The 13,658-nt window shown below is 73.0% G+C and carries 12 protein-coding genes and 1 tRNA gene; 10 read left to right on the top strand and 3 right to left on the bottom strand.

The window, feature by feature from the left end; all coding sequences use genetic code 11:
* Positions 1-188: 188 nt before the first annotated feature.
* The 9 genes from ABT403_RS04590 (at position 189) to ABT403_RS04550 (ending at position 8,715) form a co-directional block, all read left to right on the top strand.
* Complete coding sequence (locus ABT403_RS04590; protein ID WP_344160552.1) at positions 189-521, top strand: DUF6344 domain-containing protein; 333 nt, start codon at positions 189-191, stop codon at positions 519-521.
* A 386-nt stretch (positions 522-907) separates the two neighbouring features.
* Positions 908-1,219 (top strand): hypothetical protein, encoded by a 312-nt coding sequence (locus ABT403_RS04585; RefSeq protein ID WP_344160555.1) that lies wholly within the window; start codon positions 908-910, stop codon positions 1,217-1,219.
* 222 nt (positions 1,220-1,441) lie between these two features.
* Positions 1,442-2,596, top strand: a complete 1,155-nt coding sequence (locus tag ABT403_RS04580; protein WP_344160558.1) for an acyl-CoA dehydrogenase family protein — start codon at positions 1,442-1,444, stop codon at positions 2,594-2,596.
* On the top strand, positions 2,593-3,597 hold the full coding sequence (locus ABT403_RS04575) for a bifunctional MaoC family dehydratase N-terminal/OB-fold nucleic acid binding domain-containing protein (RefSeq protein WP_344160561.1): 1,005 nt from the start codon (positions 2,593-2,595) through the stop codon (positions 3,595-3,597). The genes ABT403_RS04580 and ABT403_RS04575 overlap by 4 nt, the downstream gene beginning before the upstream one ends.
* 1 nt (position 3,598) lies before the next feature.
* Complete coding sequence (locus tag ABT403_RS04570) at positions 3,599-4,630, top strand: acyl-CoA dehydrogenase family protein (protein ID WP_344160564.1); 1,032 nt, start codon at positions 3,599-3,601, stop codon at positions 4,628-4,630.
* Positions 4,627-5,016 (top strand): MaoC family dehydratase, encoded by a 390-nt coding sequence (locus ABT403_RS04565; RefSeq protein WP_344160567.1) that lies wholly within the window; start codon positions 4,627-4,629, stop codon positions 5,014-5,016. Before ABT403_RS04570 ends, ABT403_RS04565 begins: the two co-directional genes overlap by 4 nt.
* A complete protein-coding gene (locus ABT403_RS04560) occupies positions 5,013-6,179 on the top strand; it encodes a lipid-transfer protein (RefSeq protein ID WP_344160570.1) in 1,167 nt (388 codons plus the stop codon). The genes ABT403_RS04565 and ABT403_RS04560 overlap by 4 nt, the downstream gene beginning before the upstream one ends.
* 133 nt (positions 6,180-6,312) lie before the next feature.
* Positions 6,313-6,846 carry a SigE family RNA polymerase sigma factor gene (locus tag ABT403_RS04555; RefSeq protein WP_344160572.1) on the top strand — a complete coding sequence of 178 codons (534 nt, stop codon included), beginning with the start codon at positions 6,313-6,315 and terminating at the stop codon, positions 6,844-6,846.
* 219 nt (positions 6,847-7,065) lie between these two features.
* Positions 7,066-8,715, top strand: coding sequence for a long-chain fatty acid--CoA ligase (locus ABT403_RS04550; protein WP_344160575.1), 1,650 nt, complete (start codon positions 7,066-7,068; stop codon positions 8,713-8,715).
* A gap of 23 nt (positions 8,716-8,738) precedes the next feature.
* Here the strand turns inward: ABT403_RS04550 and ABT403_RS04545 are convergent, their stop codons facing one another.
* The 3 genes from ABT403_RS04545 to ABT403_RS04535 all read right to left on the bottom strand — a co-directional run bounded on the left by ABT403_RS04545 (position 8,739) and on the right by ABT403_RS04535 (position 13,130).
* Entirely contained in the window at positions 8,739-9,314 is a 576-nt protein-coding gene (locus ABT403_RS04545) for an antibiotic biosynthesis monooxygenase (RefSeq protein WP_344160578.1), read from the bottom strand.
* Positions 9,315-9,327: 13 nt separating this feature from the next.
* Positions 9,328-12,591, bottom strand: a complete 3,264-nt coding sequence (locus ABT403_RS04540) for a response regulator (RefSeq protein ID WP_344160581.1) — start codon at positions 12,589-12,591, stop codon at positions 9,328-9,330.
* A 119-nt stretch (positions 12,592-12,710) separates the two neighbouring features.
* Positions 12,711-13,130: an SSI family serine proteinase inhibitor gene (locus tag ABT403_RS04535; RefSeq protein WP_344160584.1), complete on the bottom strand. Its 420-nt coding sequence runs from the start codon at positions 13,128-13,130 to the stop codon at positions 12,711-12,713.
* Between the two features lie 183 nt (positions 13,131-13,313).
* Here ABT403_RS04535 and ABT403_RS04530 point away from each other — a divergent pair.
* Positions 13,314-13,404, top strand: a tRNA-Ser gene (locus ABT403_RS04530).
* Positions 13,405-13,658: the final 254 nt, after the last annotated feature.

Genomic DNA, 13,658 nt, shown 5'->3' with positions numbered 1-13,658 from the left:
CCGAAGGGCGTCCCTCGCAGAGGGGCGCCCTTCCCGCGTTCTCCGGTGCCGTTCGACGGGCCTTGGGCCTTCCGGGTGGTGTTTGTCGGAAGATCGGCGCGGGTCGTGGGAGCCGGGCGGTTGCGGTCACATCATGACGAATGTATGCAGATCCGCCCGTCGGAACATCGCGAATCGAGGCGTTCGTCATGACCCACCGCAGCAGCATCACGTCGATCTGGACCTCCTTCCTGGCCGCGCTCGTGGCGCTCCTGGCCGCGCTCGGCCTGGCCGGCAGGACGGCTCCGGCGGATGCCGCTCCGGTCGGCGTCGCCACTCCTTCGGCCCCCGCCGTGCGGCGCCCGGTTCCGGTTGCGCGGCGGACGTGGCGGGCGATGATGCGCGGCGGCTCACTGCCTCCGACGATCAAGCAGCGGATCCGGGCCGAGGCCCACGGCAAGAGCCCGTCCGTCCGCAGCTCCAGGACCGCCGCCGCCCTCGTGCCCGCTCCGGACCGGGAATCGGTCGCGCTGGCCGCGTAGCGGGGGCTCGCTCCGGCGGATTCGGGGGGCGCGCGGGGGGCGTGAGGCTTGGTACGGCAGGGCCGCAGGACCGGGAGTCGGAGGGGTTCCCGGACGGCGCGGCCCTTTTCGGCATGTCCGGGTCGAGCGAGTTTGGCGGAACGATTCGCCCGCTGCGTGGCACGGGTTTCTCCAGGGGCCGGGGTGTTGAGCTGAGGCGGTAGGGGCGCAAACCGCGTTTATCCCTTGTTGGTCATGCTTGCGGGGGAATAGCAGGCTGCGGGGTGGTTCGCCGGGGATTCGGTGGGCAACTCTGGTCTCGCGACGTCGTCAGCACCGCGAACGACCGAGGCGGTCGGCCAACTGCCTTGGGGTAAACCCGACTTCGGTTTTCTGGAGGATTCAGAATGGCAAGCATCCGTACCGCCCGCGTCATCGCCGCCGTCGCCTCGCTGCCCCTCGCCGCCGCCCTGTTCGGCGGGGTGGCGTCGGCCGACAACGGCGCGTTCGCGAACGACGGATCGAATGCGAGCGTCGCCAGCGTCATCGGCAGTGGCGTGGGCGGCAACAACCACGGCAACTCCTCCACCTCCCAGCAGGTGGCCACCGGCGCCGGCGCGTCCAACCAGAACAACACCGCCCAGGTCAACGGCTCGGCCTACACGGCGATCCACCAGGCCAACTCCAACGTGGCGGTGAACTTCCTCCCGTGGTGGTAGGAGCCTCCTGAACCGCGCAGACCGCTGAGGGGCGCACGTACGACCGGACCGGCTGGGGTCCGGTAGTGCGGGCGCCCTTCGGCGCATCCGGAGCCGTACGGCCGCCGCCGGGCCTCCCGGCCCTTCCCCGCCCTTCCCGGCCCTTCCCGACCTTGACATCCCCGGTGAATCTGACGGACAGTCAGTTCCACTCGTCCGATGCGATGCCGGGAGGCCAGGGCCGTGCACCTCGCTCCGTCAGAAGGGCAGTCGCGGCTACGCGCCGAACTGCGCGAGTACTTCCGGGACCTGATGCCGGACGGGGTCCCCGAAGATCCCGCGGCCCAGCGCGCCCTGCTGCGCCGCATAGGCTCCGACGGACTGCTCGGACTCGGCTGGCCCGTCGAGTACGGAGGCCGCGGCCGGGGCCCCGACGAGCAGTTCGTCTTCTTCGACGAGGCCTACCGGGCTGGGGCCCCCGTCTCGATGGTCACCCTCAACACCGTGGGCCCCACCCTGATGAAGTACGGGACCCCGGAGCAGAAGGACTACTTCCTGCCCCGCATCCTCCGGGGCGAGACCGTCTTCGCCATCGGCTACTCCGAGCCCGAGGCCGGCACCGACCTCGCCGCCCTGCGCACCCGCGCCGTCCGCCAGGAGAACGGCGACTGGCTGATCGACGGGCAGAAGATCTTCACGTCCAACGCCCAGAACGCCGACTGGATCTGGCTGGCCTGCCGCACCGACCCACAGGCCCCCAAGCACAAGGGCATCTCCATCATCCTGGTGCCCACCGACAGCCCCGGCTTCTCCTGGACTCCGATCGACACCGTCGGCGGGCTCACCACCACGGCCACCTACTACGACGGCATCCGCGTCCCCGCAGGCCACCTCGTCGGCCCCGAACACGGCGGCTGGGGACTGATCACCAACCAGCTCAACCACGAGCGCGTCGCCCTGGCCGCCATCGGCATGCAGGCCGAGGACTTCTACGAGGCCGCCCGCGCCCACGTCCGGGCCCCCGACCCGGCCACCGGAGAACGCCCCGCCGACCAGGCCTGGGTCCGGGCCCGGCTCGCCGAGGCGCACGCCCGGCTGGCCGCCGTGCGCCTCCTCAACTGGCGCCTGGTCCAGGACGTGGGCGCGGGCACCCTGGCCCCCGGAGACGCCAGCGGGGTCAAGTTCCTCGGCACCGAGTCCGCCGTCGAGGTGTACCGGATCTGCCAGGAGGTGGTCGGCGAGGACGCCCTCCTGCGCGGCCCGGAGGCCTTCCTCGGCGGTGAGCTGGAGCGGATGAACCGCGCGGCCCAGATCAACACCTTCGGCGGCGGGGTCAGCGAGGTCCAGCGCGAGATCGTCGCCATGATGCGGCTCGGCATGAAGGGCAGGAAGCGATGACCTCCGACCGGACGCCACCCGAGGGGAGGGCCGCCGGCCCGGACGCCTCCGCAGACGCGGAAGCCGGGCTGCTCCGCAGGCTCAAGGCCTTCGAGGGCCGGCCCGCCGCCACCGCCGGCCGGGCCAAGGACCCGGTCAACGAGCCGATGATCCGCCACTGGTGCGAGGCCATGGGCGACACGAACCCCGCCTACACCGGTCCCGAGGCCATCGCCCCGCCCACCATGCTCCAGGCCTGGACGATGGGCGGGCTCTCCGGCCACACCGGCCGCTCCACCTCCTACGACGAACTGCTCGCCCTCCTCGACGGCGCCGGCTGCACCTCCGTGGTCGCCACCGACTGCGAGCAGGAGTACCTGCGCCCGCTGCGCCCCGGCGACGAGGTGACCTTCGACGCGGTGATCGAATCGGTCTCCCCGCGCAAGACGACCAAGCTGGGCACGGGCCACTTCGTCACGACCCGGATGGACGTCCACGCAGGCGGCGAGCTCGCCGGGACGCACCGCTTCCGCATCCTCAAGTACGCCCCGGCGGCGGCCCAAGGCACCCCCGCCCGCGCCGCAGCGGCACCGAAGCCGCAGCGCCCCCGCCCCGTGATCAACCGCGACAACCAGGGTTTCTGGGACGGGGTCCGGGACCACAAGCTGCTGATCCAGCGCTGCACCGCCTGCGCGACCCTGCGCTTCCCCTGGCTGCCCGGCTGCAACGCCTGCTCCTCCCCCGACTGGGACACCGTCGAGGCGAGCGGAACAGGCACCGTCTTCTCGTACGTGGTCATGCACCACCCCTCCTTCCCGGCCTTCACGGCACACGAGGATCCCGCCGCCGCGGGGGGCCCGTACGCGGTGGCCCTGGTCGAGCTGGCCGAGGGCGTACGCATGATCAGCAACGTCACCGGGGTCCCCTACGACAAGGTGCGCATCGGCCTCCCCGTCCGGCTGGAGTTCCTGCGCGTCGACGACACCCTCGAACTCCCCGTCTTCCGCGCAGAGGCGGGCTGACATGGACTTCCACCCCACCGAGGAGCAGGCCACGGCGTCAGCCCTGGCCGCCCGGATCTTCCGCGACCTCGCCACACACGAACGCCTCGCCGCCGCCGGCACCGGCAGCGACGCCGAACTGTGGAAGGCCCTCACCTCCGCCGGCCTGACCGCCGCCGTCGAGGAGGTCGGCCTCCTCGGCCTGGTCCTCCTGCTGGAGGAGCAGGGGCGCACCACCGCCCAGGTCCCGTACGCGGCGACCTGCGCCTACGGGATCCTGCCGGTGGCCGCGCACGGCAGCCCCGAGCAGCGCGCCCGCCTGCTGCCCGCCCTCGGCTCCGGCGAGGCGGTCGCCACCGGCGCCTTCCCCGGCCGCCGGGCGTTCACCGCCGCCGACGGCCGTCTCAGCGGCACCGCCCCCGCCGTCCCCTGGCTGCGCGACGCCACCCACGTCCTGGTCCCGGACCGCGACCGCGCGCTGTGGCTCGTACGGACGGACGCGCCCGGCGTCGGGACGCGGCCGGTGGAGACGACCGCCCCCTGGTCGGCGGGCCGCCTCACCCTGACCGGCGCCCCGGCGGAACGGCTCGGCGGCCCGGACGCTTACGACGCGGTACTCGCCTCCGCGCGGACCGCCTTCGCCGGGCTCCAGGCGGGCATCTGCGCCGGCTCGCTGGCCCGCGCCGTCGAGTACACCTCCACCCGCGAGCAGTTCGGCCGTCCCCTGTCCACCAACCAAGGGGTCATGCTCCGCGCGGCCGACGCCCACATGGACACCGAGGCCATCCGGGTCACCGCGTACGAGGCGGCCTGGCGCATCGACGAGGGGCTCCCGGCGCGCGAGCACGCCCTCACGGCGGCCTGGTGGGCCTCGGAGGCGGGCAAGCGGGTCGTCCACGCGGGCCAGCACCTGCACGGCGGCATGGGCGCCGACCTGGACCACCCCGTCCACCGGCACTTCCTGTGGGGGCGCCAGCTGGACGCCTACCTGGGCTGCGGCAGCGAGCTGCTGTCCGAGCTGGGAGCGCTCATATCCGAGGGGGAGCACGCATGAACGTCGGCGACGCACTGCCACCGCTGGAGATCCCGGTCACCCGCACCCTGATCGTCGCGGGCGCCATCGCCTCCCGTGACTACCAGGACGTGCACCATGACGCGGAGCTCGCCCGCGAGAAGGGCTCCCCCGACATCTTCATGAACATCCTGACCACCAACGGGCTGGTCGGCCGGTACATCACCGATCACCTCGGGCCGCACGCCGTCCTGCGCAAGGTGGCCATCCGCCTCGGCGCACCCAACCATCCGGGCGACACCATGACCCTCACCGGCACCGTCACCGCCCTCGACGGGGACACCGCCGAGATCCGGGTCACCGGCGCCAACCGCCTCGGACACCACGTCACGGGCACCGTGACCGTCACCCTGGGGGCCGGAGCATGAGCGCCCGAGTCCGCGACGACCTGGGCGGCCGCGCCGCCATCGTCGGCATCGGCGCGACCGAGTTCTCCAAGGACTCCGGCCGCAGCGAACTCAAACTGGCCGTCGAGGCGGTGCACGCGGCCCTCGACGACGCCGGGCTGACCCCCGCCGACGTCGACGGCATGGTCACCTTCACGATGGACACCAGCCCCGAGATCACGGTCGCCCAGGCCGCCGGAATCGGGGAGCTCTCCTTCTTCTCCCGCATCCACTACGGGGGCGGCGCGGCCTGCGCCACCGTTCAGCAGGCCGCCCTGGCCGTCGCCACGGGGGTCGCCGAGGTCGTCGTCTGCTACCGCGCCTTCAACGAGCGCTCCGGCCGGCGCTTCGGCTCCGGCGTCCAGCAGCGCGAACCCTCGGCGGAGGGGGCGGCGCTCGGCTGGTCCCTGCCCTGGGGGCTGCTCACCCCCGCGTCCTGGGTGGCGATGACCGCCCAGCGCTACCTCCACACCTACCACCTCACCCCCGAGGCCTTCGGGCACGTCGCCGTCACCGGCCGCAGGTACGCCGCGAACAATCCCGCCGCCTACTTCCACGGCCGGCCCATCACCCTCGCGGACCACGCCGCCTCCCGCTGGATCGTCGAACCCCTGCGGCTGCTGGACTGCTGCCAGGAGACGGACGGCGGCCAGGCCCTCGTCGTCACCACCACCGAGCGGGCCCGCGACCTGCGGCGGAAACCCGCCGTGATCACCGCCGCCGCCCAGGGCGCGGGCCGCCGCCAGGAGGGCATGACCTCCTTCTACCGCGACGGCCTGACCGGCCTCCCGGAGATGGACGTCGTCGCCCGCCAGCTGTGGCGGACCAGCGGACTAAGGCCCTCGGACATCGACGTGGGCATCCTCTACGACCACTTCACGCCCTTCGTCCTCATGCAGCTGGAGGAGTTCGGCTTCTGCGGCCCCGGTGAGGCCGCCGACTTCACGGCCGCCGGCGCGCTCCCGCTCAACACCCACGGCGGCCAGCTCGGGGAGGCCTACCTGCACGGTATGAACGGCATCGCCGAAGGCGTCCGCCAGCTGCGCGGCACCTCCGTCAACCAGATCCCGGGAGCCGGGCACGTCCTCGTCACCGCCGGGACGGGCGTTCCGACCTCCGGCCTGATCCTGGGGGCCGACGGCTGACTCCGGTCCTGGTCGCGCGCCCCTCCTCCACCTACAGGAGGTGGGGCGCGGCCGGGCCGTACAACCTGAGGGGGACCCCGCTTCGGCACCTGCGGGCGATCCCAGACGGGCACCGCGCTCCTAGCGTGGAGCCATGACCACGCCTGTGTGCACGCTCGCCTCGAACCCGACGCCGTACCCGTCGTTCTCGGCGTACGTCCGGACCCGTGGCACGGCCCTGATGCGCACCGCGCGCTCCCTGACGGCCAACCCGTGCGACGCCGAGGACCTGCTCCAGACGGCCCTCGCCAAGACCTACGTCGCCTGGGACCGCATCGAGGACCACCGGGCTCTGGACGGCTACGTCCGGCGCGCCCTCGTCAACACCCGTACCTCGCAGTGGCGCAAGCGCAAGGTCGACGAGTTCATCTGCGAGGAGGTCCCCGAGAACGAGGACCACTCCTTCGCGGACCCCGCGGAGTCGCAGGTGCTGCGCGACGCGATGTGGCGGGCGGTGACCCGGCTGCCCGACCGCCAGCGGGCCATGGTCGTCCTGCGGTACTACGAGGACCTGAGCGAGGCGCAGACCGCCGAACTGCTCGGAGTCTCGGTGGGTACCGTCAAGAGCGCCGTCTCCCGGGCGCTGGTCAAGCTCCGTGAGGACCCGGAACTCACCCCGGTGCGCTGAGGACCGGTGCGCTGAGGACCCTCCAGCGGCCCGTTTCACGTGAAACACCGGCCCTCCCGGACCCTGTTTCACGTGAAACACCGGCAGGGGGACGCCTCCCGACAGTGACAGGACCAGCCGGTTTCTACTCCCGGGTAGTGACATGCCGACCGGTACGTGCGCAGAATCGGCAGCATCCGACAACCGCCGCAGCGCCGCAGCGCTCACCGGGAGGACGCTTTGCTGAGCACCATGCAGGATGTACCGCTGCTGATCTCGAGGATCCTGGCCCACGGGTCGAGGATTCACGGAGACTCCCAGGTCACGACCTGGACCGGAGAGGCTGAGCCGCACCGGCGCAGCTTCGCCGAGATCGGCGTCCGCGCCGCGCGGCTCGCACACGCCCTGCGTGACGAGCTCGGAGTCCGGCAGGACGAGCGGGTCGCGACCCTCATGTGGAACAACGCCGAGCACGTCGAGGCGTACTTCGCGATCCCGTCCATGGGCGCGGTCCTGCACACGCTCAACCTGAGGCTGCCCCCCGAGCAGCTCGCCTTCATCGTCAACCACGCGGCCGACCGGGTGGTGCTGGTGAACGGCACCCTCCTGCCGCTGCTGGCGCCGCTGCTGCCGCACCTGCCGACCGTCGAGCACGTGGTGGTCGTGGGCATCGGCGACCGCTCCGCCCTCGACGGGCTCGGCGTCCGGGTGCACGAGTACGAGGAGCTCCTCGAAGGCCGTCCCGGGCACTACGACTGGCCCGAGCTGGACGAGCGCCAGGCGGCGGCCATGTGCTACACCTCCGGCACCACCGGGGAACCCAAGGGCGTCATCTACTCCCACCGCTCGGTCTACCTGCACTCCATGCAGGTCAACATGACCGAGTCGATGGGCCTCACCGACCGCGACACCAGCCTGATCGTGGTGCCGCAGTTCCACGTGAACGCCTGGGGCCTGCCCCATGCCACCTTCATGACCGGCATCAACATGCTGATGCCGGACCGCTTCCTCCAGCCGGCCCCGCTCGCCGAGATGATCGAGCGGGAGAAGCCCACGCACGCCGCGGCCGTCCCCACCATCTGGCAGGGACTGCTCGCCGAGGTCACCGCCAACCCGCGCGACCTGACCTCGATGAAGCAGGTCACCATCGGCGGCGCCGCCTGTCCGCCCTCCCTGATGGAGGCCTACGACAAGCTCGGCGTCCGCCTCTGCCACGCGTGGGGCATGACGGAGACCTCCCCGCTGGGCACCATGGCGCACCCGCCGGCCGGGCTGACCGCCGAGGAGGAGTGGCCGTACCGCGTCACCCAGGGCCGCTTCCCGGCCGGCGTCGAGGCCCGTCTCATCGGACCCGCAGGGGACGTCCTGCCCTGGGACGGGGAGTCGGCGGGCGAGCTGGAGGTCCGGGGCAACTGGATCGCGGCCGCCTACTACGGCGGAGCGTCCGGCGAACCCCTTCGCCCCGAGGACAAGTTCAGCGCCGACGGCTGGCTCAAAACCGGGGACGTCGGCGTGATCAGCGCCGACGGCTTCCTCACCCTCACCGACCGGGCCAAGGACGTCATCAAGTCCGGCGGCGAGTGGATCTCCAGCGTCGAACTGGAGAACGCGCTGATGGCGCACCCCGAGGTCGCCGAGGCGGCCGTCGTCGCCGTCCCCGACGAGAAGTGGGGCGAGCGCCCGCTGGCCACGGTGGTCCTCAAGGAAGGCGCCACGGCCGACTTCGCCGGACTGCGCGCCTTCCTCGCCCAGTCGATCGCCAAATGGCAGCTGCCGGAGCGCTGGACGTTCGTCGAGGCGGTGCCGAAGACGAGCGTCGGCAAGTTCGACAAGAAGGTGATCCGCAAGCAGTACGCGGACGGCGGCCTGGACGTCACCACCCTCGCCTAGGGAGCCGGCGGGTCGGCCGCGGGTCAGCCGCGCGTCAGCCAGGAACGCAGCAGCCGGCTGACGGCGGGCATGGCCACGTAGGTCATCAGGGTGCTGAAGACGGCCGCGAAGGCGGCCGTCCGCAGTACGAGGTTCAGGTTCACCAGGTACGGCCCGAGCACCGCGTTGCCGGCCAGCGAGATCGGGAAGATGGCCAGCCCCGAGCTGATCGCCATCTTCCAGCGCGGCGGCGCGGGCCGGGTCGTGCCCGGCTTGGCGAACCAGGTCTCCATACCGTGCAGCTCGCGCCGGGCTATCTCGGTGTGGTGGTGGCCCTCGCAGTTGGCGAACCACTCGGCCCGCTCGGGCGAGTCCTGCCACCGCTGGAACGCGTCCTGGTCGCGGAAGCGGTGGACGAGGAACCACGGGGCGCCCTCGGCGGCCGGCCGGAACAGCCCGTAGCCGAGGTGGTCGGGGAAGCGCGCGGCGGTCTCCAGGATGCCGCGCGCCCAGCTCTCGAACGCCTCCTCGTAGCCCGGCTCCACCTGACGCGCGATGAGCAGGCTCACCTCTCCGTTGTCGGCGGGGACGCTGTGCTCGGTCGTGTCGGTGATGGCCATCGGACCAGGATGGCTAGTTGGTGCCGATCTTGGCCAGGAGGTCCACGATGCGGCCCTGTACGTCCGGGGTGGTGGACCGCTCGGCGAGGAACAGCACGCTCTCCCCGGAGGCCAGCCGCGGCCGGTCGTCCGGCTCGATCCCGGTGGCCGTGTAGACGACCAGCGGGGTGCGGTTGAGCAGCCCGTTCGCACGCAGCCAGTCCACGATCCCGGCCCGCCGGCGCCGCACCTGCATCAGGTCCATGACCACCAGGTTGGGCCGCATCCGGGTCGCCAGGTCCACGGCGTCGGTGTCCGCGCCGGCCCGGGCGACCTGGAGGCCGCGCCGCTCCAGGGCAGCCGTCAGCGCGGCGGCGACCTCGTCGTGCTCCTCGATCAGCAGCACGCGGGAGGGGTGCTGCTCGCTGTCGCGCGGCGCGAGCGCCTTGAGGAGGACGGCCGGATCGGCGCCGTACGCGGCCTCGCGCGTGGCGTGCCCCAGCCCGGCCGTGACCAGGACGGGGACCTCGGCGGCCACCGCCGCCTGGCGCAGGGACTGCAGGGCGGTCCGGGTGATCGGCCCGGTGAGCGGGTCGACGAACAGCGCGGCGGGGAAGGCCGCGATCTGCGCGTCCACCTCCTCGCGGGAGTGCACGATCACCGGGCGGTAGCCGCGGTCGCTGAGCGCCTGCTGCGTCTGCACGTCCGGCGCCGGCCACACCAGCAGCCGGCGCGGGTTGTCCAGCGGCTCGGGCGGGAGCTCGTCGTCCACGGGCTGCGGCACGGGACGGTTGACCACCTCGACGGCGCCGCCGGGCCCGTCGAGCGGCTCGGGGCCCTCGGCGGCGCCCGCCTCGGGGGCCCCTATGGCGAAGGCCCGCCCCTGGGGCGCGGGTTCGGAGAGCCTGCGGCGCCGCCCGGAACCGGACCCGCCGGGACCGGCCGCGGCCGGGTCCACGGAGATGCCCTGGCCCAGGGTGCCGAGCGCGCGCACGTTGATCGGCTGCCCGCCCGTCGGAGCCTCCCCGGACTGCCGGGCGCCGGGTACGGCGGCCGCCGCGGTCCCGGAGTCCTCGGGCGCGGTCCGCGCCGCCGGAACAGGCCAGGCGGGCGTGGCGGGCAGCGCCCGGCGCCGCCCGGTCGGGAGCGCGGGCTCCGCGCCACCGGCGGGGACGGCCGGGTCCTGCGGGTCGGGGGAGGCCGGCGCACCGAGCACCCGTCGGGCACGGCGCCCGCCCGGGCCGTCGGCGTCGGCCTCACCGGGGCCGGCCGGTGCGGCCGGAGCGCTCGCGGACGGTCCGGCGGGCAGTGCGAAGCCGCCCTCGGGAGCGATGGGCCGCGCTCCGGCGGGGGCCGGGAGGCCGGCCGGGGGCACCGGTCCGCCGGGCTGCGCGGGCGCGGCCACCGGGCCCAGCGCACGCCGTCGCCCGGCCGGATGCTCGGTCACGGGTACGGGGGGCACGGCCGGTACGGGCGGCAGCGCGGGCACGGCGGTGCCCTGCGGAGGTACGGGACGGCCGGCACCCGGCCGGCCGGAGTCGCCGCCGTCGCCGTCACGGCCCCGCCGCCGCCCGGTGCCGAGCCCCGCCGGGTTCACCGGGGACTGGGCGAGCTCCGCCGGACCGGACCCCTGCTCACCCGGGGCCTCGCCGTCCGCGCGGCGCCGCCCGGACGGCAGCGCCAGCGCGCCTCCGGCCTCGCGCGCCCCGGCGTCCTTGGCCTCGCCGTTGCCGTCCTCCAGGAACGCGTCCACCCCGCGTCGGCCACGCCGGCCGCCGGAGACCGTCGCCGGGGCGGCCTCGGGTTCCGCAGCGCTCTCCGGCTCGGGCTCGGGCAGCTCCACCGTCCCGGCTCCCGCGCCCAGCGGCAGCTCCAGCACGTAAGCGCCGCCCGGCGCCCCGGGGACCTCCACCGTCTGCAGGAGCCCGCCGTGCGCGGTGACGACTCCCCGCACGATGGGCTCGTGCACGGGGTTGCCGCCCTCGTAGGGACCGCGCACCTCGATCCGTACGACCTCGCCGCGCTGAGCGGCGGCCACCACGATCGTGGAGTCGCTGTAACCGCTGCCCTGGCGGGTCTTGCCGGTGGCGTCCACCCCGGCGACGTCCGCCACCAGGTGCGCCAGCGCGGTCGCCACGCGCTCCGCGTCCACCTCGGCCTCGATGGTCGGGGCGTGGACGGCGAACTGGGCCCGGCCGGGGCCGATCAGCTCGACCGCGCCGTCGATGCCCCTCTTGACGACCTCGTTGATCAGGACGTTGCTCTTCTTGAGCTTCTCGCGGCCCGCGTCCAGACGCTGGTAGCCGAGCACGTTGTCCACCAGGGTGGTCATCCGCGAGTAGCCGGCGGCCAGATGGTGCAGCAGCTGGTTGGCCTCGGGCCACAGCTGTCCGCCGTCGTCGGCGGCCAGGGTGGCCAGCTCTCCGCGCAGCTCCTCCAGCGGCCCGCGCAGCGCGTCGCCGAGCACGGCCGTCAGCTGGGCGTGGCGCGCGGCGAGCGCGTCGTAGGGGCGCCGGTCGGTGAAGGTCATGACGGCGCCGACGAGCAGGTCCCCGTCGCGTACGGGTGAGGTGGTCAGGTCGACGGCGACGGCCTGGCCGGCCTTGTTCCACAGCACCTGCCCGCGGACCCGGTGCTTGCGCCCGCTGCGCAGGGTGTCGGCGAGCGGGGACTCGTCGAAGGGGAAGGGGGAGCCGTCGGCACGCGAGTGCTGGATCAGCCCGTGCAGCTCGCGGTTGCCGAGGTCGGTGGCGCGGTAGCCGAGGATCTGGGCGGCGGCCGGGTTGACCAGGACCACCCGGCCGTCGGTGTCCGTGCCCACGACGCCCTCGGCGGCGGCGCGCAGGATCATCTCGGTCTGCCGCTGGGAGCGGGCCAGCTCGGCCTCGGTGTCCACGGCCTCGGTCAGGTCCCGTACGACCAGCATCAGCAGCTCGTCGCCGGTGTACGGCTGGGGCTCGCGGTAGGCGTCACGGCCGTCGAGGTGGGCGCTGGTGACCTCGACGGGGAACTCGGTGCCGTCGGTGCGGCGCGCGGTCATCCGTTGCGGCTTGGAGCGGCCCGTCAGCTCGTCGCCGGGGCGGCGCATCGAACCGGGGATCAGTTTGGAGTCGAACTCGGGGAAGAGGTCGAGCACACCGCGGCCGACCAGACTGGTACCGGGGCTCTCCATGACCTCGAGGGCGATCGAATTCGCGTTGACGACCGTGCCGTTGGCGTTGACGAGCAACAGCGCGTCTGGAAGGGCGTCGAGTATTGCTGCGAGGCGAGCAGCGCCTCGGGATGGCCTGCTGCTCACGACGAGCGTCCTCCCTGACCACGACTACCGGCATGTCACGGGAGGAGTCTAAGGGCACCGTCCCGTGGCGAGGGGGCGGATGAACGGGGGAAACCGTGCATCCGCCACATCCTCCCAGGTCAGGCACCCGCACTCGGAAGCACAGGTTCCAGGTTGTCCCAGCGGGCGATGTCGCACCCGTTCTCACGTCCGAACCAGCTGTCCACCTTCTGTCCGTGCCACGTTCCCGTGACGTGGGCGGTGGCCGGGCCGCCGCTCTGGAAGGTGCACATCGCGGGCTTCGGCGCGGAGGCGAACGGGTCCTTCCCCTGCTTCGCCAGCGTGTCGAGGCGGGCGCAGGCCTCCTCGGCCTTGGGGTGGTCGCCGCCGACGGGGCGGCAGTCGAGGCGGTACCGGCCGTTGAGGCTGCCCGCCTTGGAGATGTCGATCGTGAGCCGGTCGGGTGAGGCCAGCAGCCGGCCCAGGGGCAGCGGCGGCAGGGGTCCGGTGGCCGCGGCGGCCAGCGCGGAGGTGACGGCGAAGGCGGCGAGACGCAGCATGGGGCACTCCAGGTCGTCCGTACGTCGTACGCCTCACCAACGACCCGCTCGCGCGGACGTTGCGAAGAAGGGGCTTAAGGCTTTGCCCTGCGGCCCCGGCTCCTTGTACCGTGGGAGCGGATTGGTGACCGGCCCTGCGGCTGTGTCATCATCTGCACGCACCCTCATCACGGGGGGTGTGCTGGAGGCGTCGCCTAGTCCGGTCTATGGCGCCGCACTGCTAATGCGGTTTGGGGCTTACACCCCATCGAGGGTTCAAATCCCTCCGCCTCCGCACCTCACCGAAGCCCCGGTCCGTATGGACCGGGGCTTCGGTGCGTTCGGGCTCCGCGCATTCGAGCTCTCCGCGCTCCTGCTCCACGCGTTCGGGCCTCGAAAGCGGGCTCCTGGGGTTTGGGACGGCCCTCCTTGGGTACCCGGCGGGGCCGCCGAGCTGGCCGCAACGGGGACCGGACGATCTTCTTCCTGGACGTTTTCGCAGGTCAGGGGCGTTGTGGCTTATGGATTTCGCGTCCCGGCCGGGTCCAT

Origin of the sequence: Streptomyces sp. NPDC000075 (assembly GCF_040301925.1) — a bacterium.
Classification (GTDB): Bacteria; Actinomycetota; Actinomycetes; order Streptomycetales; family Streptomycetaceae; genus Streptomyces; species Streptomyces polychromogenes.
The sequence above is the reverse complement of the archived record's forward strand: the minus strand, read 5'-3'. Positions and strand labels throughout refer to the sequence as shown.

Bases quoted from the DNA above. Each gene is read 5' to 3' on its own strand.
- ABT403_RS04560 (WP_344160570.1), top strand. From the start codon at position 5,013: ATGAGCGCCCGAGTCCGCGACGACCTGGGCGGCCGCGCCGCCATCGTC.
- ABT403_RS04570 (WP_344160564.1), top strand. From the start codon at position 3,599: ATGGACTTCCACCCCACCGAGGAGCAGGCCACGGCGTCAGCCCTGGCC.
- ABT403_RS04555 (WP_344160572.1), top strand. From the start codon at position 6,313: ATGACCACGCCTGTGTGCACGCTCGCCTCGAACCCGACGCCGTACCCG.
- ABT403_RS04565 (WP_344160567.1), top strand. From the start codon at position 4,627: ATGAACGTCGGCGACGCACTGCCACCGCTGGAGATCCCGGTCACCCGC.
- ABT403_RS04590 (WP_344160552.1), top strand. From the start codon at position 189: ATGACCCACCGCAGCAGCATCACGTCGATCTGGACCTCCTTCCTGGCC.
- ABT403_RS04585 (WP_344160555.1), top strand. From the start codon at position 908: ATGGCAAGCATCCGTACCGCCCGCGTCATCGCCGCCGTCGCCTCGCTG.
- ABT403_RS04535 (WP_344160584.1), bottom strand. From the start codon at position 13,130: ATGCTGCGTCTCGCCGCCTTCGCCGTCACCTCCGCGCTGGCCGCCGCG.
- ABT403_RS04575 (WP_344160561.1), top strand. From the start codon at position 2,593: ATGACCTCCGACCGGACGCCACCCGAGGGGAGGGCCGCCGGCCCGGAC.
- ABT403_RS04545 (WP_344160578.1), bottom strand. From the start codon at position 9,314: ATGGCCATCACCGACACGACCGAGCACAGCGTCCCCGCCGACAACGGA.